Origin of the sequence: Colwellia sp. MB3u-8, assembly GCF_014076985.1 — a bacterium.
In the GTDB taxonomy this organism is placed as follows: domain Bacteria; phylum Pseudomonadota; class Gammaproteobacteria; order Enterobacterales; family Alteromonadaceae; genus Cognaticolwellia.
On sequence record NZ_JACGVA010000068.1, the window covers coordinates 372,435 to 397,493 of the forward strand.

General features: G+C 41.6%; 22 protein-coding genes. 21 read left to right on the top strand and 1 reads right to left on the bottom strand.

Annotation, left to right across the window (positions count from 1 at the left end; translation table 11 throughout):
* Nucleotides 1–249: 249 nt before the first annotated feature.
* The 20 genes from H4J54_RS14110 (at nt 250) to lpxC (ending at nt 23,173) form a co-directional block, all read left to right on the top strand.
* Entirely contained in the window at nt 250–729 is a 480-nt protein-coding gene (locus H4J54_RS14110; protein WP_182191624.1) for a YcxB family protein, read from the top strand.
* A 205-nt stretch (nt 730–934) separates the two neighbouring features.
* The gene (locus H4J54_RS14115; RefSeq protein WP_310650139.1) at nt 935–1,936 is read left to right on the top strand and encodes an extracellular solute-binding protein; all 1,002 of its coding nucleotides are present in this window, start codon (nt 935–937) and stop codon (nt 1,934–1,936) included.
* Nucleotides 1,937–1,960: 24 nt separating this feature from the next.
* Nucleotides 1,961–3,589: an iron ABC transporter permease gene (locus H4J54_RS14120; RefSeq protein WP_310650130.1), complete on the top strand. Its 1,629-nt coding sequence runs from the start codon at nt 1,961–1,963 to the stop codon at nt 3,587–3,589.
* On the top strand, nt 3,586–4,686 hold the full coding sequence (locus H4J54_RS14125) for an ABC transporter ATP-binding protein (RefSeq protein ID WP_182191626.1): 1,101 nt from the start codon (nt 3,586–3,588) through the stop codon (nt 4,684–4,686). Before H4J54_RS14120 ends, H4J54_RS14125 begins: the two co-directional genes overlap by 4 nt.
* 305 nt (nt 4,687–4,991) lie before the next feature.
* Complete coding sequence (gene mraZ / locus H4J54_RS14130; protein ID WP_182191627.1) at nt 4,992–5,450, top strand: division/cell wall cluster transcriptional repressor MraZ; 459 nt, start codon at nt 4,992–4,994, stop codon at nt 5,448–5,450.
* Between the two features lie 51 nt (nt 5,451–5,501).
* Complete coding sequence (rsmH, locus tag H4J54_RS14135; protein WP_182191628.1) at nt 5,502–6,443, top strand: 16S rRNA (cytosine(1402)-N(4))-methyltransferase RsmH; 942 nt, start codon at nt 5,502–5,504, stop codon at nt 6,441–6,443.
* Nucleotides 6,444–6,458: 15 nt separating this feature from the next.
* Nucleotides 6,459–6,773 (top strand): cell division protein FtsL, encoded by a 315-nt coding sequence (gene ftsL / locus H4J54_RS14140; RefSeq protein ID WP_182191629.1) that lies wholly within the window; start codon nt 6,459–6,461, stop codon nt 6,771–6,773.
* Between the two features lie 15 nt (nt 6,774–6,788).
* Nucleotides 6,789–8,552 carry a penicillin-binding transpeptidase domain-containing protein gene (locus tag H4J54_RS14145; RefSeq protein WP_182191630.1) on the top strand — a complete coding sequence of 588 codons (1,764 nt, stop codon included), beginning with the start codon at nt 6,789–6,791 and terminating at the stop codon, nt 8,550–8,552.
* Complete coding sequence (locus H4J54_RS14150) at nt 8,545–10,158, top strand: UDP-N-acetylmuramoyl-L-alanyl-D-glutamate--2,6-diaminopimelate ligase (RefSeq protein ID WP_182191631.1); 1,614 nt, start codon at nt 8,545–8,547, stop codon at nt 10,156–10,158. The genes H4J54_RS14145 and H4J54_RS14150 overlap by 8 nt, the downstream gene beginning before the upstream one ends.
* Nucleotides 10,155–11,555, top strand: a complete 1,401-nt coding sequence (murF, locus tag H4J54_RS14155; protein ID WP_182136599.1) for a UDP-N-acetylmuramoyl-tripeptide--D-alanyl-D-alanine ligase — start codon at nt 10,155–10,157, stop codon at nt 11,553–11,555. The genes H4J54_RS14150 and murF overlap by 4 nt, the downstream gene beginning before the upstream one ends.
* On the top strand, nt 11,555–12,637 hold the full coding sequence (gene mraY, locus H4J54_RS14160) for a phospho-N-acetylmuramoyl-pentapeptide-transferase (RefSeq protein ID WP_182191632.1): 1,083 nt from the start codon (nt 11,555–11,557) through the stop codon (nt 12,635–12,637). The genes murF and mraY overlap by 1 nt, the downstream gene beginning before the upstream one ends.
* Nucleotides 12,638–12,647: 10 nt before the next feature.
* Nucleotides 12,648–14,042 (top strand): UDP-N-acetylmuramoyl-L-alanine--D-glutamate ligase, encoded by a 1,395-nt coding sequence (gene murD / locus H4J54_RS14165; RefSeq protein ID WP_310650132.1) that lies wholly within the window; start codon nt 12,648–12,650, stop codon nt 14,040–14,042.
* Complete coding sequence (gene ftsW, locus H4J54_RS14170; protein WP_182191633.1) at nt 14,042–15,304, top strand: cell division protein FtsW; 1,263 nt, start codon at nt 14,042–14,044, stop codon at nt 15,302–15,304. The genes murD and ftsW overlap by 1 nt, the downstream gene beginning before the upstream one ends.
* Entirely contained in the window at nt 15,297–16,403 is a 1,107-nt protein-coding gene (gene murG / locus H4J54_RS14175) for an undecaprenyldiphospho-muramoylpentapeptide beta-N-acetylglucosaminyltransferase (RefSeq protein ID WP_182191634.1), read from the top strand. The genes ftsW and murG overlap by 8 nt, the downstream gene beginning before the upstream one ends.
* A 74-nt stretch (nt 16,404–16,477) precedes the next feature.
* Entirely contained in the window at nt 16,478–17,884 is a 1,407-nt protein-coding gene (gene murC / locus H4J54_RS14180) for a UDP-N-acetylmuramate--L-alanine ligase (RefSeq protein ID WP_259367087.1), read from the top strand.
* Nucleotides 17,884–18,819 carry a D-alanine--D-alanine ligase gene (locus H4J54_RS14185; RefSeq protein WP_259367088.1) on the top strand — a complete coding sequence of 312 codons (936 nt, stop codon included), beginning with the start codon at nt 17,884–17,886 and terminating at the stop codon, nt 18,817–18,819. The genes murC and H4J54_RS14185 overlap by 1 nt, the downstream gene beginning before the upstream one ends.
* A gap of 15 nt (nt 18,820–18,834) precedes the next feature.
* Nucleotides 18,835–19,602 (top strand): cell division protein FtsQ/DivIB, encoded by a 768-nt coding sequence (locus H4J54_RS14190; protein ID WP_259367076.1) that lies wholly within the window; start codon nt 18,835–18,837, stop codon nt 19,600–19,602.
* A gap of 5 nt (nt 19,603–19,607) precedes the next feature.
* Nucleotides 19,608–20,843, top strand: a complete 1,236-nt coding sequence (gene ftsA / locus H4J54_RS14195) for a cell division protein FtsA (protein ID WP_182191637.1) — start codon at nt 19,608–19,610, stop codon at nt 20,841–20,843.
* A gap of 112 nt (nt 20,844–20,955) precedes the next feature.
* Nucleotides 20,956–22,119: a cell division protein FtsZ gene (gene ftsZ / locus H4J54_RS14200; protein ID WP_182191721.1), complete on the top strand. Its 1,164-nt coding sequence runs from the start codon at nt 20,956–20,958 to the stop codon at nt 22,117–22,119.
* A gap of 136 nt (nt 22,120–22,255) precedes the next feature.
* Nucleotides 22,256–23,173 (top strand): UDP-3-O-acyl-N-acetylglucosamine deacetylase, encoded by a 918-nt coding sequence (gene lpxC, locus H4J54_RS14205; protein WP_182136592.1) that lies wholly within the window; start codon nt 22,256–22,258, stop codon nt 23,171–23,173.
* Nucleotides 23,174–23,549: 376 nt separating this feature from the next.
* Here lpxC and H4J54_RS14210 read toward each other — a convergent pair whose 3' ends face one another.
* Nucleotides 23,550–24,011 carry a DUF721 domain-containing protein gene (locus H4J54_RS14210; RefSeq protein ID WP_182191638.1) on the bottom strand — a complete coding sequence of 154 codons (462 nt, stop codon included), beginning with the start codon at nt 24,009–24,011 and terminating at the stop codon, nt 23,550–23,552.
* Between the two features lie 76 nt (nt 24,012–24,087).
* Between H4J54_RS14210 and H4J54_RS14215 the strand changes: the two genes are divergently transcribed.
* Entirely contained in the window at nt 24,088–24,936 is an 849-nt protein-coding gene (locus H4J54_RS14215; RefSeq protein ID WP_259367077.1) for a M23 family metallopeptidase, read from the top strand.
* Nucleotides 24,937–25,059 lie beyond the last annotated feature (123 nt).

Consider the following 25,059-nt stretch of genomic DNA (forward strand, 5'->3'; position numbering starts at 1 on the left):
ATGTTGACAAAGCGGATGATAAATCAAAAGCTTTAGTCTCGACTTTCTTAATCACCCTTTAAGCTGATTTGCTAGCCTAACTTCGACACTGGCTCCTGAAGTGGAACGGGGATAAACTCCAGATTAGCAATAAAGTGAACCGGCTTGGTTTATTTTGCCTGCGCACAACAAAATCACAAAGTTAATGGCACTAGTATAATGCCAAAATATTGGTAAAATGCGGATAACTTCATTAAACATAACGGCACTATGACTCAGTCCTTTAGCTATCAAACAACATTTATATTAGACAAATCTCATTTTAGTGAATGCTATGATGAATCGGTACCAGCGCCAACTTTCGCTGCGCTATATCGTAAAGGCGCATTTTTGCTACTGATAGGCGCAGTGTTGGTGATGTTCTCCGAACTTAATCCGTATGCCGCTTGGTTTATTTTCTCTTTAGGCTTGTTAGAGATTGTCAGCAGTCGCTATAAAAAAGCCTGGTGGGTTGCACGTCAGATGTTAAGTAAAGTGGCGAAAGCTGAGGTGAGCTTAAAAATCAATGCAGACAGTGTGCATATATCGTCATTTTATAACGACAACAAGATGAAGTTTAGTGATATAGAGCAAATAACCCCCACAGATCATGGTTGGTTAATTAGTCATAATTCATTTAGACACTATATTTCTAATCGTTGCCTCAATGCATCAGCTCAGGATTTTTTACAGGCTAAAATGAGCCAATAGCCAATAGTTAAGCGGGCATGCTGATGAGTTTTCCTGAACAACTTTTTATCTTTCTGGTTGAGTAAAGTTTTAGTAAAAATCGCATGAAAGTTGAATGAGAATAATTCTCAAAAACCTTGACAGTGATCAGTATCTTCATTAGTCTGACGGAAAATACAAATTCATCAATTTTATGATTATTTAGGCGGGCTTCACGTTGAATAAAATCTTATTTTCTCCTTTGGTATTAGTTGCACTTTTAGCGGCAAGTTTTAATGTGTCAGCAACTGACGAGGTTAATGTTTACTCTTACCGCCAACCGTTTCTGGTTGAACCTTTATTTAATGAATTCACTAAAGCAAGTGGTATTAAGGTTAATGTAGTTTTTGCCAAAAAAGGTATGGCCGAACGCCTATCGCGTGAAGGTGAATACAGTCCGGCAGATATCTTATTAACCACAGATATTAGCCGTTTAATTGAATTAAAAGATAATGGCTTATTACAATCGACTCAATCTGCTGAATTAAGTGCGGCAATTCCTGCGCAATTTAAAGCGGCTGACAATACTTGGTATGCCTTAACTACACGGGTACGAAATATTTACTCAGCAAAAAGATTAGGTAAAATTGACTTCAATTATGAAGATCTTGCTGATGAAAAATACCAAGGTCGAATTTGTACACGCAGTGGTAAGCATCCTTACAATGTTGCTTTAGTGGCATCTATGATTGCAGAACACGGTGAAGCAGATACGCTGACTTGGTTACAAAAAGTTAAAGCCAATTTAGCGCGTAAACCACAAGGCAGTGATCGCGCACAAGTGCAAGCCATTCACCAAAACTTATGTGACATCTCGTTAGGTAATAGTTATTACTTTGGTAATATGCTCAAAGATGAAAAACAAAAGCTTTGGGCTGAGGCGGTTTATATTAATTTCCCGAATCAAAGTAATCGTGGTGCCCATATTAATATTTCCGGAATGGCGATGGCAAAATACGCGCCAAATAAAGCCAATGCATTAGCATTAATGAATTTTTTAGTGTCAGCGCCGGCGCAAAAAATGTATGCGGAAACCAACATGGAATATCCTGTACGCCCAGGCGTAAAACCGTCTAAATTAGTCGCTTCTTGGGGACAGTTCAAAGCCGACAGTTTACCGCTAGAAACTATTGCTAAACACCGTAAAGCCGCTTTGATTTTGCTGGATAAAGCAAAGTTTGATTTATAGCGCTTATCATTAAGTTCTCGCCTCGTGCTCACCGGTAATAAAAACACCAGTTGGAAATTCTTCAGCTGGTTTTTTGCTTTAGCCTTAATGTCGCCCATTGTGGTGATGTTATTGGGCAGCATTAATGCGTCCAGCGATCTTTTTAGCCATTTATGGGCCACGGTATTACCTGAATATATCCGTAATACCCTGGTACTTGGGGTATTGGTGGCCTTGTTATCATTTTGCTTTGGTGTGCCAGCAGCCGCTCTTATTAGCCAAACTAATATTGTTATGGGCAAGCAGTTAAGATGGTTGCTGATGTTACCGCTCGCAATGCCAGCGTATTTAGTCGCTTATCTATATACCGATTTATTTGATTATGCTGGCCCTGTGCAACGGTTATTGCGTGCGTGGTTTGATTGGCAATCACCCAATGATTATTACTTTTTTGATATTAGAACCCTAGGTGGTGCAGCCGTTGTTATTGCCTTGGTTATGTTTCCTTATGTTTACATGTTGACACGCACCGCTTTTGAGCAACAAGACCGTAACCTGTTAAGAGCAAGTCGGTTATTGGGTTGCACCGAGCGACAAAGTTTTTTTCAGATGACTTTACCTTTAGCTCGTCCGGCTATTGCCGTGTCATTAGCGTTAGTCACCATGGAAACATTAGCCGACTTTGCCACTGTGCAATATTTTGCTGTCAGTACGTTAACCACAGCTATTTATGATACTTGGCTTGGCTACAATGATTTTGCCGCCGCTAACGCATTAGCCAGCGTCTTGATGTTATTTATTTTATTTATTGTCGTCGCAGAGCAACGCGCTAGAGCGGGGCAGCGACATCAATCAAGCCGGCCAAATACCCAACACCAGCGTAAGCAGCTTAGTCTTGCTCAGCAAATCATTGGCAGTATATTTTGTTGGTTTTTAGTCTTTGCGGGTTTTTTATTGCCGGTTATTTTATTGCTAGTAATGGTGATAGATTATGCCGATTACCAACAGCTTGTGGCATTAATTGCTACCGGTAAAAACAGTATTGAAATTGCGACTTATACCGCTACTATCGCCACGTTCATTGCCTTAGTACTGGCTTTATTTCAACGTTTACATCAAAGCCGTTTTCGGATGTTGCCAGTGCAAATTTCTGGTTTTGGTTATGCTATTCCAGGTACTGTGCTTGCGATGGCCATGCTCGCCACTTTTGGCCCATTAGATCATGCTATTAACGACGTGGCTAAAGCGTTAGGTTTTACCGCCCCTGGGTTGATATTGTCAGGCACGGTTTTTGCTATTGTTTTTGCTTATATCGTCAGGTTTTCAGCTATTGCCAACGGTACTATTAGTGCGGGTATAGACCAAATCCCAAAATCACTTGATTTAGCACCAGCGAGCTTAGGTGTAACCACCTTTTCAGCTATTTTTCGTGTTCATCTGCCGTTATTAAAGTCATCTATTTTGGTGGCTTGGTTGTTAGTTTTTGTTGAAGCCATGAAAGAGTTACCTGCGGTACTCTTATTGCGACCCTTTAACTTTGAAACCTTGAGTACGCAGATATATCAGCTTATCTCAGATGAACGTCTAGAGCAGGGCGCGTTAGGCGCTATCTTAATTGTCTTGTTTGGTTTATTGCCGATTATTATTCTCAACCGCCAGAAGGACAGCAAGTGAAACCACTGATTAATATTGAAAATTTAGTCGTTGAATTACAAGAAAAAGTGATTTTAACGCAAGTTGATTTATCATTGGCTAAAGGTGAAATATTAGGACTGGTTGGCCCTAGTGGTTGTGGCAAAACTACCTTACTAAACACCTTAGCTGGTTTTGTCGCACAAAGTGCGGGCACTATTGAAATTAACGCCAGCAATAATCAGCAAATAAAAATCAGTACTGCTGATATGTTGCCGGCAGAACAGCGTAATATCGGGATGATATTTCAAGACTATGCTTTGTTCCCTCACCTTAGCGTTAATGAAAATATTTGCTTTGGCCTGAAAAAATTAACAAAAACAGAGCAAGCAAAACGCTGTAAAGAGTTACTGACTTTACTTGAATTAACTGAGTTTGGACAAGGTTACCCGCATCAATTATCTGGTGGGCAGCAGCAAAGAGTCGCTATCGCCCGTGCTTTAGCTCCACAACCTAGCTTATTATTACTTGATGAACCTTTTTCAAATATTGATGCTAGGTTACGTAATGAATTAATGATTGAAATCAGGCAGTTATTAAAGCGTTTGGGTATGACCGCTATTTTTGTTACTCATAATAAAGATGAAGTGTTCACCTTTGCGGATAAAATTGCCGTTATGCATCAAGGTAAGGTGCTACAAATTGGCTCTCCTGCTAAGGTTTGCCAGCAGCCTAATAGTTGGCAAGTAGCTGACTTTTTACAACTGGGTAGTTGGCTGCCGGTAGCATTACTGACGGATTATAATCACGCGCCAGTAACCAGCTTAATTGGTCAATTAGCGCCTAGTGCCATCGTTAATGCACCAGTAGATAATAAGCCTGACTCGACACTTAATTATCAATTATTGGTTAAACCCAATAATATCGAGTTATGCGAACAACTGGGCAGTAATGTCATCGTTGAACATATCGGCGTAACCGAACAAGGCTATCACTATTTACTCAGTAGTATTGAGCAAGATAGCGCACTAGTCTTCTCACAATTGAGCTTTTATAGCCCAGAACTATTTGCCTTAGGTGATAAACTAGCGATAAAGTTAAAGGGCGAAAACTTTAATTTATATACCCGCGCCACTTGAATAGGCAGATTTTTCCAGTTGAAAAGAGTGGGTTTATTGTCACTAATTGTTGACACTAAAATGACTTTTTTAGTGTCAAAAAATTAATTTCCAATCTACATTGGGCGTCAGAACCACAAAAGTGCACAATTTCATTCACTTCCCTTAAAGCCTTTATTTACAGGCATTCAGCGCTATGGATTTACAAAAAACTTTACTTGACATAAGTTTGCATTACTCACTAAACTGTAACAATGTGGTAAAAAGTGGGAATTAGTGGATCACAGGTGATCCCAAAACAATTAAAGTGGATAATAAAGTGGATTATGTTCAGAGGCACTAGTGCAATAACACTCGACAGCAAAAATAGGATCACTATACCTACTCGGTATCGCGAAGAGCTATTTGCTGATTGCCAAGGAAAAATGGTCTGCACTGTAGATATTCAACATCCGTGTTTATTGTTATATCCACTACCCGAATGGGAAGAAATAGAATTAAAGCTTTGTGAATTGTCGAGTATGAATCCACAAGAGCGTTTATTACAACAAGTGTTATTAGGTAATGCCTCAGATTGCGAAATCGATAAAAGTGGCCGTTTATTAATTCATGGTCCACTGCGCCAACATGCAGGCTTGAAAAAAAACTTGATGTTGGTAGGTCAGTTGAGAAAGTTTGAAATCTGGAATGATAGCGCTTGGCAAAACCAAATGCAGCAAGGCATTGCACAACTTCAGTCAGGTGAAATAGAGCTCACTGACCGATTACTTGATTTATCTTTATGATAAATCTTTCAATGAAAATAATGATAACTAGATGGCGTTGATAAATTTATAATGCAACATGATAATGCACATATTTCAGTTTTACTGGCCGAGTCAATCTCTGGATTAGCGATAAAACCAGAGGGTACTTATATCGACTGTACCTTCGGTCGTGGCGGACATTCAGGTTTAATTCTTGATAATTTGGGTCCTAACGGACGCTTAATCGCGATTGACAGAGATCTAACCGCGATAGAAGCGGCAAAAAAATATGCCGCCGATAAGCGTTTTATTATCGAACATCACGGGTTTGCTGATTTACAGATGATTGCTGATAAGCATCAGTTAACTGAAAAAATAGACGGCATTTTACTTGATCTTGGCGTGTCCTCCCCGCAACTTGATGAAGCAGAACGTGGTTTTAGTTTTATGAAAGACGGCCCACTCGATATGCGAATGGATACCACACGTGGCCAAACAGCTGCTGAGTGGATAGCAGTGGCCGACGTTGAAGATATTACTTGGGTGTTAAGAACTTTTGGTGAAGAAAAACATGCTTGGCGAATTGCGAATGCCATTGTTGACGAGCGCGAAGAAACTGCGCTGACACGTACTGGACAATTAGCGCAGTTAATTAAGAAAACAGCACCACAAAGAGAAATGAAAAAGCATCCGGCAACACGTAGTTTTCAAGCGATTCGCATTTATATTAATAGTGAGTTAGAGCAAATTGAAAAAGTATTGTCTGCGTCTTTGTCGGTATTGGCCACCGATGGTCGTTTGGTTGTGATTAGTTTTCACTCGCTCGAAGATCGGTTAGTGAAACAGTTTATGAAAAAGCATTCGCAAGGCAGAAAAGTGCCACGGGGTCTACCCATTAGCGAAGAAGAATTGAATAAGGGTAAAAACTTGAGCTTAATTGGTCGCAGGTTAAAGCCCAGTAAAGATGAAGTGGAAGAGAATGTTCGCTCTCGCAGCTCAGTATTAAGGGTTGCACAGAGACTGGCGCGCTAATCATGGTGCGTTAATATGGCAACTAAAAAAGAGGTATTATTTTTTGATATCTGGCATGACATGCAACGCCATTTAGCCATTTATGGCGTTTTATTATTGGTGTTGATATCAGCGTTTTCAGTTATTTATTTTACCCACTTAAATCGACAAACAACCAGTAACATTGAAGTTTTATTAACCGAGCGTGACGCCTTAGAAATTGAATGGCGCAACTTAATATTAGAACAAAACAGCTTAGCCGAACACAGCGCGATAGAAAGCAGTGCAGCAAAGCAACTTAATATGACAAGGCCAGATGCAAGCTCGGAAGTTATTATTAAATTACCATGATTTATTACCACGGGTATGGCAATGAAAAAACCAGCACAACTTAATCCAAACACGGTAGCATGGCGTTTTTACGTTGTGCTAGCTGCTGTTGTGCTTATTTATGCTGGCTTGATGGCCCGTACAGCGTACATTCAAGTGTTTGAACCTGACATGTTGCAAAAGCAGGGCGATAATCGCTCATTGCGTACCAATACTAAAACGGTGCAACGGGGCTCGATTGTTGACCGTAATGGTCATGAACTTGCCATCAGTGTACCAGTAGAAACGATTTGGGCTGATCCTAAAATTATTGTTGATACTAATGCCTTGTCTATGACAAAACATTGGCAGGCTTTGGCTGATGTCTTGGGCCAAGACGTTAGTGAATTAAAAGCAAGGGTAACTGAAAACCCAAGTAAACGTTTTGTTTATATTGAACGTAAAGTTGCCCCCGCTATGGCCGTTTACATTGAAGAATTGAAAATTCCTGGCATTCATTTGCGCAAAGAATCTAAACGCTTTTATCCGGCGGGTGAAATAAGTGCTCATCTTGTTGGCTTCACCAATGTGGATAATAAAGGCATTGAAGGGGTTGAGCGCGTTTATGATCAACTGCTGACGGGCGAAAATGGCGAGAAACAATATCGTAAAGACGCCAAAGGTCGAAAAATAGAAATATTATCGGTCACAGCGGCCACGCCACCAGAAAAAATCACCCTAAGTATAGATCAACGTATTCAAGCACTCGCTTATCGTGAATTAAAGGGCGCAGTGAAGGCTTTTAAAGCTACCTCAGGTTCGGCAGTGGTCACCAATGTCAATACGGGTGAAGTTTTAGCGCTAGTTAACAGCCCGTCATATAACCCAAATAATCGCTCTGGTGTTGCGACTCATCGTTTTCGTAACCGTGCTATTACCGATATCTATGAGCCGGGTTCAACCATGAAGCCACTAACGGTACTAACCGCCTTGGAATTTGGCAGTATAAAAAAAGATAGCATTATTGATACTTATCCCGGTTGGATGCGCTTAGGTGGCAGTCGTGTCTCTGATGCACGTTACCTTGGCAAAATTACCCTGTCAGAATTATTAGTACACTCTTCTAATATGGGCACCACTAAGTTGGCGTTATCTGTACCAAAAAATTACCTTATCGATAAATTTTTTGACGCGGGCTTTTCTGAAGACACAGGTACTGGCCTGGTCGGTGAAAGTTCGGGCATGATGCACGATAGGCCGCGTTGGTCAAAATTTGAGTTAGCTACTTTGTCTTGGGGCCACGGCGTAGCCATTACCCCTATTCAGTTGGCGCGTTTTTACACCACATTAGCCAATGGCGGTATTAAAATGCCCTTAACGATTTTAAAGCAAGATGCAGCATCGGTAGCGAAGCAAAAACATGAACGTATTTTCTCAGCTGAAAATAGTCAAAATGTTGTCGAGTTGTTGGAAAATGTGGTTAATCAACACTATACCGTTGCAAAAGTTGATGGTTATCGTGTTGGCGGTAAAAGTGGCACAGCGATTAAAGCATTTGCCGGTGGTTATGGTGATGATTATGTTGGCTTGTTTGCCGGTATAGCACCGATATCAGATCCCGAAATTGCCGTGGTAGTGGTGATTAATGATCCAGGCGGTGATTTATATCACGGCGGTGAAGTGGCTGCGCCAGTTTTTTCACGAATTATGAAGGGCACACTACGACTACTTAATGTGCCGCCTGATGACAACACTCGAGTATCGTCGGTGCAAGCCGAGCAAAAAGCGAAAAATTCACCTAAGGAGCGTGACCATGTCTGATCACGCTTTAACGGTTTCAAATCAAGCCATAAACCTTGCTGCTAAAAACTTTGCTGCTATCGAAGCAGTATTAAGCTTGGGTGCAATATCGCTAACAGCAAATGATTTAACCCAACTTAAAGCGCTTTTCAATCAGCAAGCTAGTGCTACTAAGGCTAACTTAGTCAACGATACACGAGCACTGCTTGCCGGTGATGTATTCTGTGCGGTTATTGGCAGCTTGCGCGATGGTCGCGAATATATGGCTCAGGCGCTGGCCGGCAATTGTGCGATGATATTGCAAGAAACTACCGAGTCATCAGAACATGGTCAACTCACTTGGTGTCAACAGGCATCAGGTAATGCGATACCCGTGTTAAGTTACTTTCAACTTAACCATGAGTTATTCGAGCTAGCAAAAGCGTTTTATAACGCGCCCCAGCAATATTTAAATGTCATTGGTATTACCGGCACTAATGGTAAAACCAGTACCAGCCAAATTATTGCCAACTTATTAGATTCTTGTCAGAAAAATTGTGCGGTTATCGGCACTAATGGTGCTGGCAAGCTTGCGCACTTAACAAGCATTGAAAACACGACGCCGAGTGCGACAGAGTTGCATCAACTACTGGCGTTATTTGCTGAAGAAAAAATTACCCATGTAGCAATGGAAGTATCATCACACGCCCTAGCGCAAAAACGCGTCAGTGCAAATCTATTTAACACCGCAGTTTTTACTAATTTAAGCCGTGATCATTTAGATTACCATCACACCATGACTGAATATGCGGCGGCTAAGCGAGCAATATTTACCTGTGATGATCAGCAAATGGCAGTGATTAATGGTGATGACCCCCAAGCGCAAAGTTGGTTAGCCCATTGGCCAAGATTACAGCCTGTTGTGGTTTATGGTCGAGGCGAAAATATCGCTAACTTTCCGCGCTTTACCCAAGCACTTAATGTTGAGCACCACACTAAGGGTGTCAGTTTCACGCTCAACACTGAGCAAGGCCAAGCTGAAATTCGAAGTCAGTTGTTAGGTGATTTTAATGTTGAAAATCTATTAGCGGCGATTGCCGTATTGATGGTCGAAAATATAGCACTAACCACTATTACTAGCGCGATTAGCCAACTAGTGCCGATTATGGGCCGTATGGAAGCCTTTTCGTCTGCGGGTAAACCAACCACTGTGGTTGATTATGCTCATAGCCCCGACGCATTATCTAGTGCGTTAGATGCCTGTCGCTTACACTGTCATGGCAAGTTATGGCTAGTGTTTGGCTGTGGTGGTGACCGTGATGTGGGTAAGCGGGCATTAATGGCGAAGGTGGCAGAAAGTAAAGCCGATCACATTATCATTACCAACGACAATCCACGCAGCGAAAACCCTGAGGCTATTGCCGCTGATATTATTGCTGGCTTAGGCAAAACTGCTCACTTTGAAAAAATATTAGACAGAAAAACCGCGGTATTAATGGCATTAAAACAAGCCGATGCTGATGATGTCATTCTTTGTGCTGGTAAAGGCCATGAAGACTACATTATTTTTGGCAATGAAAAACGTCATTATGATGAGCGCGCCATTGTCAAAGCATTCTACTCACTAGAAAAAGAGCTAACGTTATGATCTCTTTATCCTTAACTGAGTTATCGCAAGCTGTTAATGGCCAATTAATCGGTGAAAACCTCACCATTAATGCCATTAGTACCGACAGTCGAGCATTAAAGGCCGGTGATGTTTTCTTAGCCTTGCACGGACCAAATTTTGATGGTCACAAATTTTTAACTCAAGCCAGCGAACTTGGCTGTAGCGCTGTTATTGTTGAGCAAGCTCAAGACAAGCTTAATATTGCGCAAATCGTGGTGAAAGACAGCCATCAAGCACTAGGCGACATTGCGGCTTATGTTAAAGCAAAAGTGGCGCCAAAAACCGTGGCGATCACCGGCAGTAGCGGTAAAACCACGGTAAAAGAAATGGTGGCGGCGATTTTAAATCGTTTAGGCAATGTTTTAGCCACAAAAGGAAATTTTAATAACGATATCGGTGTGCCGTTGACGTTATTACGACTAGAGCAAAAACATGACTTTGCGGTGGTCGAATTAGGCGCTAATCATATTGGCGAAATTGCTTATACTGCTGCGCTAGTCAAGCCAGATGTTGCCATGATTAATAATATCGCCGCGGCTCATTTAGAGGGCTTTGGCGATTTATGTGGAGTCGCCCGAGCGAAAGGTGAAATTTTTTCTGGCTTAAACGCCGGTGGTGTTGCGATTTATAACCAAAACACCCCGTGGGCGGATAAGTGGCAATGGCGTTTAACTGACAAGCAAGTACGGCGTTTTTCCTGTCAAGGCAGTGCAGATTGTTATAGTCATCAAGAAGTCTTAGATGATAACGGCTGTGCGAGTTTTCAGTTAATAACGCCAATCGGTAATACTTATATTGAACTCACTGTGCCAGGCCACCATAACGTCTGCAATGCAGTTGCGGCTGCAACGATAGCGTTAGAGTTTGGTGCCAGTTTAGATGATATTCGCTTGGGTTTAGCCGCTATGGCTGCGGTGAAAGGGCGTTTGAATCTACATCAACTGAGTAGTAAAATTAAGCTAATCGACGATAGTTACAACGCCAATGTTGAATCAATCAATGCCGCGTCAGATTTATTGGCGAGCTACTCAGGGCGCCGGATACTCATTCTCGGTGATATGGGGGAATTAGGTGGTGAAGCTCGTCGCTACCATCAAGAAGTCGGTGAGCATGCAAAAAGTAAAGAGATTGATGATTTGTTGACCTTAGGTGTATTAAGTCAAAATGCCACTGATGCTTTTTATCGAGGGCGCAATACACAGGCACAACATTTTAGTAGCAAAGAAAAACTCATGTCACGTTTACAACAGTTACTTCAAGATGAAGAACAGCAAGTGACATTATTAGTTAAAGGTTCGCGCAGTGCTCATATGGAATACGTAGTGGCTGATATTATTAAATGGCATAACAGTCAGACTATGCAGGAGCAGGCATAATGTTACTTTGGTTAGGTGAGTATCTCACCCCGTATTATTCATTCTTTAATGTTTTTTCTTATTTAACCTTTAGAGCGATCATCTCAACGCTTACCGCCTTGATTATCTCGTTATATTTTGGTCCTAAATTGATCCATGCTCTGCAAAATATGCAGATTGGCCAAACGATTCGTGACGATGGTCCAGAAAGTCATTTAGTAAAATCGGGTACGCCAACCATGGGCGGGCTCCTGATCTTAGCGTCAATTGTGGTCAGCGTTTTATTGTGGGCTGACTTAACCAATACCTATGTTTGGGTGGTGTTGTTTGTTTTGCTCAGCTTTGGCTTGATTGGTTTTGTTGATGATTACCGTAAAGTTATTCGCAAAGACTCTAATGGGTTAATTGCCCGTTGGAAGTATTTTTGGCAAACCCTAGTCGGCTTAGCAACCGCTATATTTTTATACCAGTTTGCTCAAGGCCCTGAAGAAACCACGTTATTAATTCCCTTCGTTAAAGATGTGTTGCCTCAGTTAGGCTTGCTCTATATCGGCTTAGTCTATTTCGTGATTGTCGGTACCAGTAATGCCGTTAACTTAACTGACGGTCTTGATGGTCTAGCTATTGTGCCAACTATTATGGTGGCAGGTGCGTTTGCGATATTTGCTTATATGACAGGTAATGCCAATTTCTCTGAGTATTTAAATATTCCACACATTGCCTTAGCGAGTGAACTTGTAGTGGTTTGTACCGCTATTGTTGGTGCTGGTTTAGGTTTTTTATGGTTTAACACTTACCCTGCGCAAGTTTTTATGGGGGATGTTGGTTCACTTGCTTTAGGTGCTGCACTAGGTGTTATTGCTGTGTTAGTTAGGCAAGAGTTAGTGCTATTTATTATGGGCGGCGTTTTTGTGATAGAAACGCTTTCGGTTATTTTGCAGGTAGGCTCATACAAATTGCGTGGGCAACGAATTTTTCGTATGGCACCCATTCATCATCATTATGAGTTAAAAGGTTGGCCCGAGCCAAGAGTGATTGTGCGCTTTTGGATAATTTCTTTAGTTTTAGTCTTGGTTGGATTAGCAACCTTGAAATTAAGGTAAAAATAGACGCGTGAATAGACAATTGCAACAGTCGGTAACGACGCAATTAGCCAATAAGCGAATCGTGATCTTAGGTATTGGGATCACGGGCTTGTCGTGCGCGCGCTTTTTACATCGCCATCAAATTTCTTTTGCTGTGAACGACAGTCGGGCAATGCCGATTTCTCCGGGTGATTTTAAACAGCAATTTGCTGATAATACCTTAGTGCTTGGCCATTGGGAGCAAGCATTGATAGCCCAAGCCGATATTTTAATTGTCAGCCCAGGCATTAATATGGCTGAGCCTGCTATTCGTCATGCCATAGCTAAAAGTTGTGATGTTATTGGTGATATTGAATTGTTTTGCCGATTAAGTGATACGCCGATATTAGCGGTTACTGGCTCCAATGGTAAATCTACCGTTGTTTCAATGTTAAATTACCTTGGTAATGCCTTAGGTTACCGCGTGCAGTTAGGTGGCAATATTGGTTTACCTGTACTGGATCAAATAGATCAAGAAGTTGCCGATTTTATTGTGTTAGAGCTATCAAGTTTTCAGCTTGAAACAATAAAAAGTATGAAGGCACTCGCCGCCACCGTATTGAACTTAAGTGACGATCATCTAGATCGTCACAAAACCCTTGAAAACTATGGCGCAATCAAACAAAGCATTTATCAACACTGTACCTATGCGCTTTATAATCGTGATGACAAGGCTACTCTGCCTAAAGCCTGTTATGGCGATAGTCAGCGGTTAAGTTTTGGTAGCGACCCCGCACAAAAGGGTGATTTTGGTCTTGCAGAGCATCAGGGTATTAGCCACTTAATGTTAGGTGACCAGCCATTATGTTCTTTAGCTGAATTGCCATTACAAGGTATTCATAATGCGTTAAATTATTTAGCCGTATTGGCGTTAGGAAAATGTGCCGGTTGGGATTTAAAAGCCATGTTGGCGAGTTTAATGACCTTTAAAGGCCTAGCACATCGTTGTGAAGTAATTGAAACAAACGATGGTATTCGTTGGATTAATGACTCAAAAGCCACCAATGTTGGCGCAACACTGGCCGCCATTGAAGGATTAGCGCCTACCTTACCTGCGAATAAACTGATTTTAATTGCCGGCGGTGATGGTAAAGGTGCTGATTTTTCTCCATTATCTCAAGCGTTAACTCAACAGGTAGATTACTTGATCACGATCGGCAAAGATGGACCTGCTATTGCCGCGTTAAGATTACCCAGCCAAGGCGATAAAACCTCGCATGTTGATTCACTAGCCGCGGCAGTAAGACTGGCCAGAACACAGGCAAAGACTGGCGATATGGTTTTACTATCCCCCGCCTGTGCCAGTTTAGATATGTTTGCTAACTATGTCGAACGGGGCGTGGTATTTATCACCTCAGTATTAACGCATCAGGAGCAAAGGTAATGTCGCTATCCTTTGCTCATTTATCACAATGGGCCATACCGTCATGGTTGCAAGCCGAGGAAAAAACGGTAGAGACCTTTGACCGTAGTTACATAGTGCTTGCGTTTAGTATGTATATCATAGGGTTAATTATGGTAGCAAGTTCATCAATGCCTATTGCTGAACGTTTATTTGACAACCCGTTTCATTTTATTATTCGTCATATGATTTATATCATACTCAGTCTGGGTGTTGCCGGCTTTGCCTTGCAAATACCTATGTATTGTTGGCATCAATACAGCAGTAAGCTGCTGTTAATCGCTGTTATTTTACTTGTGGTTGTTTTAGTTATAGGTCGAAATGTTAATGGTGCTACCCGTTGGATTAGCGTCGGATTGATCACGGTACAAGCGGCAGAGCCGGCTAAACTTTTTTTCTTTTGTTATTTGTCTGCTTACTTAGTTAGGCGCCGCAATGAGGTAATGGAAAATATTAAAGGCTTTGCCAAACCTTTAATGGTTTTTGGTTTATTAAGTGCTTTGTTATTAATGCAGCCTGATTTAGGCACCATTATTGTGATGTTTGTCACCACGTTTGGTTTGTTGTTTCTAGCCGGTGCAAAATTATGGCAGTTTATTGCTATATCAGGTGTGGGTATGACTTTATTGACCATGTTAGCGTATTTCTCGCCTTATCGTTGGGCACGGGTAACCGGCTTTCTTGACCCATGGAAAGACCCTTTTGGTAGTGGTTATCAGTTAACTCAATCACTGATGGCTTATGGTCGCGGTGAAACATTTGGTCAAGGCTTAGGTAATAGCGTACAAAAATTAGAGTATTTGCCAGAGGCACATACTGATTTTGTTATGGCTGTACTGGCAGAAGAGTTTGGTTTTGTCGGTATTAGTGTTATTTTACTGTTAAGTATGACCTTGGTTTTTAAAGCTTTATTACTAGGTCGAAAAGCGGTTAATCAAAAAAAGTATTTTGAAGGTTTTTTTGCCTATGCCATCGGTATCTGGTTTTGCTTTCAAGCAGCGGTTAATATCGGTGCCAGTGCCGGTGTAGTACCAACCAAAGGCTTAACAATGCCGCTGATCAGTTATGGTGGTAGTTCAATGATGATTATGACCCTTGCTGTAGTGATTTTGATTCGCATTGACCACGAAATTCGCTTGCAAAGTATTCAAGCCACTAGTCGCACGACGGGTGATCATAAAGACACCAAAAAGAAACCCAGAAAAGTGCATCAAACAAAAATTATTGAGAGCGAAAATGACTGAACAGACAAGTCATGAAGTAAAGCGCCCAACACTGCTAGTGATGGCAGGTGGAACCGGTGGTCATATATTTCCAGGTATTGCGGTTGCGCAAGCCTTAGTAAAACAAGGCTGGAACATCCATTGGCTTGGCACCGCTGAGCGTATGGAGGCAGAATTGGTGCCAAAAAATGGTTTTCCCATTTCATTTATCAACATGGCTGGCGTGCGCAATAAAAGCTGGCAAACGTGGTTGAAAACACCGTTTAAAATTTTGCAATCTGTCCTGCAGTCAATTCAAATACTGCGCAAGGTTAAGCCTGATGCGGTGCTGGGTATGGGCGGCTATGCCAGTGCACCGGGTGGTGTGGCAGCATGGTTATTAGGTATTCCTTTGGTATTACATGAACAAAATGCGGTTGCGGGCATGAGTAATCGCTTTCTGTCGTATCTAGCCACCCGAACATTAAGCGCTTTTCCGGGCGCATTTAGCAATCGAGTCACCTCAAAGGTGGTTGGCAACCCATTGCGTAGCGATATTATTGCCATTGAAAACGTGATACCTGAAAAACCTGCAACGAGCAAAAAAGTATTAGTGGTTGGTGGCAGTTTAGGTGCGAAAATACTCAATGATGTTGTGCCACAAGCGATGAAGCAAATTAAAGTGCAAAGTATTGATGTTTGGCATCAAACCGGTGGTGGCAATGAAGAGTCAGTATTAAAAAGTTATCAAAATTACGGTTTACCAGAAGAGAAGGTTAAGGTAACAGAGTTTATTGATGATATGGCAGCAGCTTATAAATGGGCTGATGTAGTTATTTGCCGAGCGGGGGCACTCACTGTGTCCGAATTAGCGATGGCAGCAAAGCCCGCTATATTTGTGCCTTTGCCGCATGCGGTTGATGATCATCAAACCAAGAATGCTATGTATCTGGTTAACTGTGGCGCGGCAAAGTTAATTGCCCAAAAAGAATTTAACGGCACAACACTAGGACAAATGCTTAATAGTTTGTTTATATCCGATAAAGTGCTGCAGCAGATGTCTAGAGCTGCACACAACGCTGCCCATGCTGATGCCACTAACCTGGTGGCCACAGCTTGTATTGAGGTGGCAAAAACATGAGTAAAGCAATGACAACAGCAAGCAACAGCCAGACAAAATTAGGCAATACAGCATCAAGTAATGCCAGTAACAGGATGCCAGAAATGCGTCGGGTCAAAACCATCCACTTTGTGGGTATTGGTGGTGCGGGTATGGGCGGTATCGCTGAAGTTTTGCTAAATGAAGGCTATCAAATTACCGGATCTGACATTGGTGAAAACCAAGTTGTTAAGCGCCTAACATCCTTGGGTGCAAAAATTACTTTAGGTCATCATCAAGATAACGTAAAGGATGCGAGTGTTATTGTAGTGTCAACAGCGATTAATGCTGAAAATCCAGAGCTGCTTGCTGCATATCAACAACGTATTCCTGTGGTGCGTCGCGCTGAAATGTTGGCAGAGCTGATGCGTTTTCGCCACGGTATTGCCATTGCGGGAACCCATGGTAAAACCACCACCACGAGTTTAATTGCCAGTATTTTTGCTCAAGCAAATTTAGACCCCACTTTTGTGATTGGTGGCTTACTTAATAGCGCGGGCACCAATGCGCGTTTAGGCAGTAGCCGTTATTTGATCGCAGAAGCTGATGAAAGCGATGCGTCTTTCTTACATCTACAACCTATGGTTGCTGTGATCACCAATATCGACGAAGACCATATGGAGACTTATCAAGGTGATTTTGAGAAACTTAAAGACACCTATATCGAGTTTCTCCACAACTTACCTTTTTATGGGTTAGCCGTGGTGTGTTTAGATAATCCAGCGGTGCGAGAAATATTACCGCGCATTAGTCGCCAGGTTATTACCTATGGTTTTTGTCAAGATGCCGATGTAAGAGCCACGCAATATCAACAATCAGCTGGCGTTAGTTCATTTGTTGTTGAGCGCAAAGACTACGCGCCCTTGGCCATTAGCGTTAATTTGCCAGGTGAGCACAATGTTTTAAACGCCTTAGCAGGTGTGGCCGTTGCCATTGATGAAGGTGTTGCCGATAACGCTATCCAGCAAGCTTTACTAAACTTTGCTGGTATTGGTCGACGCTTTGAACAATTGCCAACTTTACGCACTGAGCAAGGCGAAATGATGTTCATCGATGATTATGGCCATCACCCAACAGAAGTTAAAGCCACAATAGCGGCCATGCGAAATGGCTGGCCTGAAAAACGACTGGTGATGGTATTTCAACCCCATCGCTATTCGCGTACTCGTGATCTTTATGAAGACTTTGTCGAAGTGTTATCTGAGGTAGATTGTTTATTTTTACTGGATGTTTATGGTGCAGGTGAAACGCCCATTGCCAACGCCGACAGTAAAAGTTTAGCGCGCAGTATTCGTCAACGCGGCCAAATTGAACCGATTTATGTCAGCGACAGTGACAAATTAGCTGAATTATTGGCAGCACAGTTACGTGACAACGACATAGTGATAACTCAAGGTGCTGGAAATATCGGTACTATTGCCGGTAAGTTAGCGACAGATAAAAAATTAACGGTGGCATTATGATGAAGCCTTTAATAGAACAAAAGTTAGCCGTCTTATATGGTGGTACATCAGCAGAAAGAGCGGTATCGTTAAATTCAGGTAAAGCGGTGGCAAAAGGCTTAACCCAAGCCGGTTTTAATGTGCAATTAATTGATACTCAAAATTATTGCTTAAGTGATTTAGCAACTCTAGATATTGACCGTGTTTTTATTGCCTTACATGGTCGTGGTGGCGAAGACGGCTGTGTGCAAGGTGCGCTGCAATATATGAATATACCTTACACCGGTTCTGATGTGCTCGGCTCGGCACTATCCATGGATAAAATTCGTAGCAAGCAAGTATTTCAAGCGATGAACTTACCTACGCCGGCCTTTGCCATTGTCAGTAAGTCTGACTATCAAACGGGTGACGCGGCAAAAATATCACAGCTGTTAGGCGCTGTTGTTATGGTTAAACCTGCCAATGAAGGCTCAAGTATTGGCATGTCAAAGGCAAATAATAGCGAAGAATTGCATCAAGCACTGATGGCCGCGTTTAACTACGACCAACAAGTATTAGTAGAAGCTTGGGTGCAAGGCCCTGAGTATACCGTCGCCATTCTGGGCCAAACACCTTTGCCAGTGATTCATATGGAAACGCCGCACGACTTTTATGACTACGATGCGAAATATAAATCAACTAGTACGCAATATCATTGTCCGTGTTCATTATCAGCAGATGATGAGGCAGAGGTGCAAAATATTGCCTTGAGAGCTTTTAATGCAACCGGTGCAAAAGGTTGGGGCCGTGTAGATATTATGCGCAATGGCCAAAATCAATGGCAGATATTGGAAGTTAACACAGTACCTGGTATGACAGAAACGTCATTAGTACCCAAAGCCGCTAAAGTTCACGGCTTAAGCTTTAGTGAATTAGTGACAGAAATCGTCGCTATAAGCGCACAAGAGGCTTTATAAAATATGGCTGCGGCAATGGATAAACAACTGCCTTTAAAGGAAGAATTAGCAAACTTACACTGGTCATTTTGGCTAGGCGTTGCGTTTTTTGTTGCTGTTATTGTCGCTATATTATCGTTCGGTATCTTTCTGAACAAAAATTTAAGTTCAGAAGAGTCAGCGCCGGTTACCTCAATTGCGATTGCTGGTGAAATGCCATATACCACGCGTTTAGATATTGAACGTGCGATAGAACAAGTTAATTTAGGCAATTTTTTCAACTTAGATGTCAACGACGTTCAGCAAAAAGTGGCTAAGTTGCCATGGGTTTATTCCGTTTCAGTACGGAAAAAATGGCCTGATGAATTGAAAATTTATGTTGTTGACCAAAAACCTATTGCCCACTGGAATGGTGATTTTCTCCTTAACGCTAATGGCAATGCGTTTCAGGCTGATGTGCAGCGTCTAGTCAAACAGTTACCGGCATTTTTTGGTCCAGAAGGCAGTGAACAAATAGCCTTAGACAACTTTAGAAACTTGAACAAGCTATTAGACTTTAGCCAATTAGCTATTGATGAATTAGTACTAACTGAGCGTTTTGCTTGGCAGTTAATCTTAAATGATGGTGTCACCATTAATTTAGGACGTGATAATCGTGTAGAACGCATACAGCGTTTTATGGACATTTATCCGGAAATTAAATTGAATAAAAAGCAGGATCAACAAGTCGATTATGTTGATCTTAGATACGATACTGGTCTAGCCGTTGGTTGGAAAGCCGCGAATAATAAAGAAAGAGTTTAGCCTTAATGCCAAAAATAACTGAAAGAAATTTAGTGGTTGGATTAGATATTGGAACGTCAAAAATTTCAGTAGCCGTTGGTGAAATCACGCTTGACAACCAGCTGAGTATTGTTGGTGTTGGTAATCAACCGGCACGTGGTATGGATAAAGGTGGCGTTAATGATTTAAACCTAGTTATTCAGTCAATTCAACGGGCTATTAATGAAGCAGAATTGATGGCTGACTGCCATATTACGTCGGTATATTTGGGTATTTCTGGTAAGCATATTAGTTGTCAAAATGAGAACGGTATGGTGCCTATTAACGACAAAGAAGTTATGCAAGATGACGTTGATAACGTTATTCATACCGCCCGTTCAGTACCTATTTCTGCAGAACGTCGGATGTTACATGTTTTGCCACAAGAATATAGCATTGACTGTCAAGACGGCATTAAAAGTCCGATTGGTATGTCAGGTGTACGCATGGAAGCGAAAGTGCATATCGTGACTTGTGCCAATGATATGGCAAAAAATATTGTTAAATGTGTTGAACGTTGCGATTTAAAAGCTGATCAACTGATTTTTTCGGCGCTGGCTTCTAGCTATGCAATATTAACGGATGATGAAAAAGAGCTGGGTATTTGTATTGTTGACATGGGCGCCGGCACCATGGATATCGCGGTTTTTACCGGCGGAGCTTTACGCCATACTGCAGTAATTCCAGTAGCGGGCAATCAAGTGACTAGCGACATTGCAAAAATTTTCCGCACGCCAATAAGCCACGCGGAAGACATTAAAGTTCAGTATGCTTGCGCATTACGCCAAATGGTGAGTATGGAAGAAAATATTGAAGTCCCTAGTGTGGGTGGACGCCCTGCGCGGTCTATGTCACGTCATACATTAGCAGAAGTGGTTGAGCCTAGGTATCAGGAATTATTTGAACTGATCCAAGAAGAATTACGTGAATGTGGTTTAGAAGATCAAATTGCTGCCGGTTACGTGTTAACGGGTGGTACAGCCAAAATGGAAGGTGTGGTTGAATTTGCAGAAGAAGTGTTTCAAATGCCAGTACGCGTTGCAAGGCCTTTTGATGTCTGTGGATTGAAAGAGTATGTCAACGACCCCACATATTCAACGGTGGTTGGCTTATTGCATTATGGTATGCAGGCTCATCAGCAACAAAATAAAAAGCAAAAGAAAAGTGAATCAGTCAAGAGCATTGGCTCGAAAGTACTTGCTTGGTTTAAAGGTGAATTTTAATTAGCTGCTTTTGCGGCTAGTTAGATCAGTGCCAATCATTTCATGGCATGGGTCTTAGAAAGTAAAAAGAGTTTTGGTGGAACAAAACGTAACAAAAATTGGAGATAATAAAATGTTTGAATTAATGGAAGATCATAACGAAGAAGCAATCATCAAAGTCATCGGCGTTGGTGGTGGTGGTGGCAATGCGGTAGAACATATGGTGTTACAAACCATAGAAGGTGTTGAATTCATTACCGCAAATACCGATTCACAAGCACTACGCAATTCGGGCGCTCATGTGACTTTGCAGCTAGGCCATAATGTTACCAAAGGTCTAGGCGCTGGCGCTAACCCTGAAATTGGTCGTCTTAGTGCAGAAGAAGACAGAGAAACCATCAAAGAAGCACTTAAAGGTGCAGATATGGTGTTTATCGCCGCAGGTATGGGCGGAGGTACAGGAACAGGCGCCGCGCCAGTGGTTGCTGAAATAGCGAAAGAAATGGGTATTTTGACCGTTGCGGTAGTGACTAAGCCATTTCCATTTGAAGGTAAAAAACGGATGAATTATGCCGATCAAGGCATTGAGTTTTTATCAAAAAGTGTTGATTCACTGATCACTATTCCTAATGAGAAATTATTAAAAGTATTAGGGCCTGGTACCAGTTTGTTAGATGCTTTTAAAGCAGCCAATGATGTTTTATTAGGCGCGGTTCAAGGTATTGCTGAACTTATTACTCGTCCGGGACTCATAAACGTTGATTTTGCCGATGTTAGAACCGTGATGTCTGAAATGGGCACGGCGATGATGGGCTCAGGTACAGCATCAGGTCCGGATCGTGCAGAAGAGGCAGCAGAAGCTGCAATTTCAAGTCCATTACTTGAAGACGTTGATTTGGCAGGAGCTCGTGGCATATTGGTTAATATTACAGCCGGTATGGATATTAGCATTGATGAGTTTGAAACTGTTGGTAATGCCGTTAAAGCCTTTTCTTCTGAAAACGCTACGGTTGTTGTTGGTGCAGTTATTGACCCGGAAATGACAGATGAACTACGAGTCACTGTTGTTGCCACGGGTATTGGTGCTGATCGCAAGCCTGATATTACGCTAGTCAATCCAACACCGATAGCAGAGCCACAAGTGGTTGGTGGTGATTATACACCAAGCGCCCAGCCAGAGTTATCGTCAAACCCGGTCACTATGCCAGAAGCAAATGCTCAAGCGCAAAGAGTGACAGCAACAGAGCTTGATGATTATTTAGATATTCCAGCATTTTTACGCAAACAAGCAGATTAATACTTGTTAGTGAAGCTAATTGAATAATGCTAAAAATTTGGAATTTTGATTTTGTTAGGCTTTTTTGATATATTACGTCTCCGCATATTCAGTGGCGGCTAATTGATACAAAAATATAGGCTTAAGAAGGCTATTTATGATTAAACAGCGTACGTTAAAAGAAAGTGTCTCTGCTATTGGTGTAGGGCTACATAAAGGTGAAAAGGTGCAGATTACTCTCCGTCCTGCACCCGCTAACACCGGTATTATTTTTCGCCGAGTTGATTTAGATCCCGTTGTCGATATCCCCGCGACACCGGAAGCTGTGGGTGAAACTACCTTATGTACGTGTTTAGTGAATGAGCAAGGTGTTCAGATTTCCACCGTCGAACACTTGCTTTCTGCTGTTGCAGGTTTAGGTATTGACAACCTTATTGTTGAGGTTGACTCATCTGAAATTCCAATTATGGATGGCAGTGCTTTACCGTTTGTTTACTTAATTCAGTCGGTTGGCATTGAAACGTTAAATGTTGCTAAACGTTTTTTACGTATTACAAAAGCAATACGTGTTGAAGAAGGTGATAAATGGGCAGAACTAAAGCCTTATGAAGGCTTTAGAGTCAATTTTGCGATTGAATTTGAACACCCTGTGATTGTAAATACTTGTCAATCTATGAGTATGGACCTTTCAAGCTGTTCATTTATCAAAGAAATTAGCCGTGCGCGTACTTTTGGTTTTATGAAAGACATTGAGTTTTTACGCTCTCATAATTTAGCTCTGGGTGGCAGCTTAGAAAATGCTATCGTGTTAGACGAATACCGTATGCTTAATAAAGATGACCTGCGCTATGACGACGAATTTGTAAAACATAAAATTCTTGATGCCATTGGCGACTTGTATATGGGTGGTGTGAGTATTTTAGGTGAATTAAATGCCTTTAAATCTGGCCATGCTCTCAATAATATGTTGTTACGCGAAGTATTTAAACAAGTTGATTGTTTTGAATGGGTTACGTACGAAGATACGATTGAATCTCCTATTGAATTTCAAGAGATTAATGCGGCTGCTTTTTAATAGCGCCGCTTAATCGCAAAGTCACATAAATTAAACCAGTCAATGTACTGGTTTTTTTATGTTCAGACGGTTCATAGCCATCTAGGTTAATTGTTAACTGTGAGTCTGGCAGACTAAAGTTCGACCTAGAAAACACTAGCTCAAGGCTACAATATCACCTGCAGGCGCCAAAACAGTGGGGGTATCGTTCGTAGTTTCAACCTAAGTTGCACTTTAATCCCTCAGTTGATGTCTTAACGGTGGCAGCTGAACAGCCAATGTTACTGGATATGGGACAAAGAAATATAACCTTTATTGCTTTTATCAGTGTTATTACTGCAACAAACTATGGCTAGAATACATTCCTAAAAGTGATGGCTAAGTTGCCTATATCAAACTATTTATTAGCGTGGGCAGCCAACTTTTCGAGTTTTTTACGTAAACTCTCGGGCGCAGTTGCCGCTATTTTTAATAAATCTGCGGCAGTAGCGGCTGAAATTTTTGAATTAATAGCGTTGGGGATAACCGTTTTTTCGGGCACTTTATGTCGAAAAGGTGTGATCTTTATTTCTATTTGATTAAACTCATTGTTAGTCACTTGGGTGAGTTCGCGGCAAATATTCATTCTTTCAAATTGTAAACGTTGGCTCCAAACAGCAGATTTTACCTCAATAATAATGGCATTGGCTTTAAAATTGGCTATTTTGAAGACATCGGCTGGTAGGTCGGGGCAAATTTGGCGTACAATGTCCGACAATACGGTTAAAGAGTTGGTTTTTGCGGCTATTTGTGCCAAAGTGCCGGACGTTGAATTAAACAGCGCTGACATGTCTGTGGGGATTCTAGATTTTCGTGCCATAAGTCAGCTCTGAACAAACGATAAATGAAATATGAGTTTAACATTACTATACCGCGGAAAGAACGTTAGATTTTCAATGAAGCTAAATAAGCTGCATTGGTTATCTGCTCTCGTTGCCTTTGCCTTGGTTTCTGGACTCATTGTACATTTAATTGCTTCAGCAGATGATGCGCCACAAAATCCGGCCTATCTCCTGTCAACTTTACCCACTATTGATAACCCTAAAGTCAACAGCCAAGTAACCGCAGTGACCATGAAATTGGCCGAATTACAAAGCCAAGTGTTAAGGTTAAATGCTTTAGGCGATCGCTTAGCAGAAGCAGCTAGCATTCCAGACAATGAGTTTAATTTTCAACAAGCGCCGCCTAGCGGTGGTCCAATGTATCAGGCTGATGATGTTAAGCAAAAAAGTTTAGCCGAATTGAGCCAAGGTATAGACACATTGGCAGAAACACTCGAACATGAAGAAAAACAATTAAAAATGCTTGAATCTGTTAGTTTTGGGCACCATATAGAGAATACTCGGTATTTATCTGGTCGACCAATTATTAAGGGCTGGTTGTCATCGTATTTCGGACTACGTAAAGACCCTTTTAATGGTAAACCTGCCATGCATAAAGGTGTTGATTTCGCGGGCAGTGAAAATGATGACATTATTGCCACGGCATCAGGTGTGGTAAGTTGGGCGAGTTCTCGTTACGGTTATGGTAATTTAATTGAGATTAATCATGGTGATGGTTTAAAAACTCGCTACGGTCATAATAAAACCATAGCAGTATCTGTTGGTGATGTAGTTAACAAAGGTCAAGTTATTGCGAAAATGGGCAGTACAGGACGCTCGACAGGGCCGCATGTACACTACGAGATTTTACGTAATAACCGACAAATAGATCCAAAAAAATATGTTTATCGCAAAGCAAAATAAAGCAAAATAATAACTTTTGCTCTAATTTCAGTTGTTTAAAATAGAACTGGCATTACAATACTAAGCAAGTTTATGTGATCGGCTCAACCGATCATTTTATTTTCAGTTGAAGATATTCTTCTC

Coding starts and splice junctions, on each gene's coding strand:
- H4J54_RS14110 (WP_182191624.1), top strand. CDS start 250: ATGACTCAGTCCTTTAGCTATCAAACAACATTTATATTAGACAAATCT.
- mraZ (WP_182191627.1), top strand. CDS start 4,992: ATGTTCAGAGGCACTAGTGCAATAACACTCGACAGCAAAAATAGGATC.
- rsmH (WP_182191628.1), top strand. CDS start 5,502: ATGCAACATGATAATGCACATATTTCAGTTTTACTGGCCGAGTCAATC.
- ftsL (WP_182191629.1), top strand. CDS start 6,459: ATGGCAACTAAAAAAGAGGTATTATTTTTTGATATCTGGCATGACATG.
- H4J54_RS14145 (WP_182191630.1), top strand. CDS start 6,789: ATGGCAATGAAAAAACCAGCACAACTTAATCCAAACACGGTAGCATGG.
- H4J54_RS14150 (WP_182191631.1), top strand. CDS start 8,545: ATGTCTGATCACGCTTTAACGGTTTCAAATCAAGCCATAAACCTTGCT.
- murF (WP_182136599.1), top strand. CDS start 10,155: ATGATCTCTTTATCCTTAACTGAGTTATCGCAAGCTGTTAATGGCCAA.
- mraY (WP_182191632.1), top strand. CDS start 11,555: ATGTTACTTTGGTTAGGTGAGTATCTCACCCCGTATTATTCATTCTTT.
- ftsW (WP_182191633.1), top strand. CDS start 14,042: ATGTCGCTATCCTTTGCTCATTTATCACAATGGGCCATACCGTCATGG.
- murG (WP_182191634.1), top strand. CDS start 15,297: ATGACTGAACAGACAAGTCATGAAGTAAAGCGCCCAACACTGCTAGTG.
- murC (WP_259367087.1), top strand. CDS start 16,478: ATGCCAGAAATGCGTCGGGTCAAAACCATCCACTTTGTGGGTATTGGT.
- H4J54_RS14185 (WP_259367088.1), top strand. CDS start 17,884: ATGAAGCCTTTAATAGAACAAAAGTTAGCCGTCTTATATGGTGGTACA.
- H4J54_RS14190 (WP_259367076.1), top strand. CDS start 18,835: ATGGATAAACAACTGCCTTTAAAGGAAGAATTAGCAAACTTACACTGG.
- ftsA (WP_182191637.1), top strand. CDS start 19,608: ATGCCAAAAATAACTGAAAGAAATTTAGTGGTTGGATTAGATATTGGA.
- ftsZ (WP_182191721.1), top strand. CDS start 20,956: ATGTTTGAATTAATGGAAGATCATAACGAAGAAGCAATCATCAAAGTC.
- lpxC (WP_182136592.1), top strand. CDS start 22,256: ATGATTAAACAGCGTACGTTAAAAGAAAGTGTCTCTGCTATTGGTGTA.
- H4J54_RS14210 (WP_182191638.1), bottom strand. CDS start 24,011: ATGGCACGAAAATCTAGAATCCCCACAGACATGTCAGCGCTGTTTAAT.
- H4J54_RS14215 (WP_259367077.1), top strand. CDS start 24,088: ATGAAGCTAAATAAGCTGCATTGGTTATCTGCTCTCGTTGCCTTTGCC.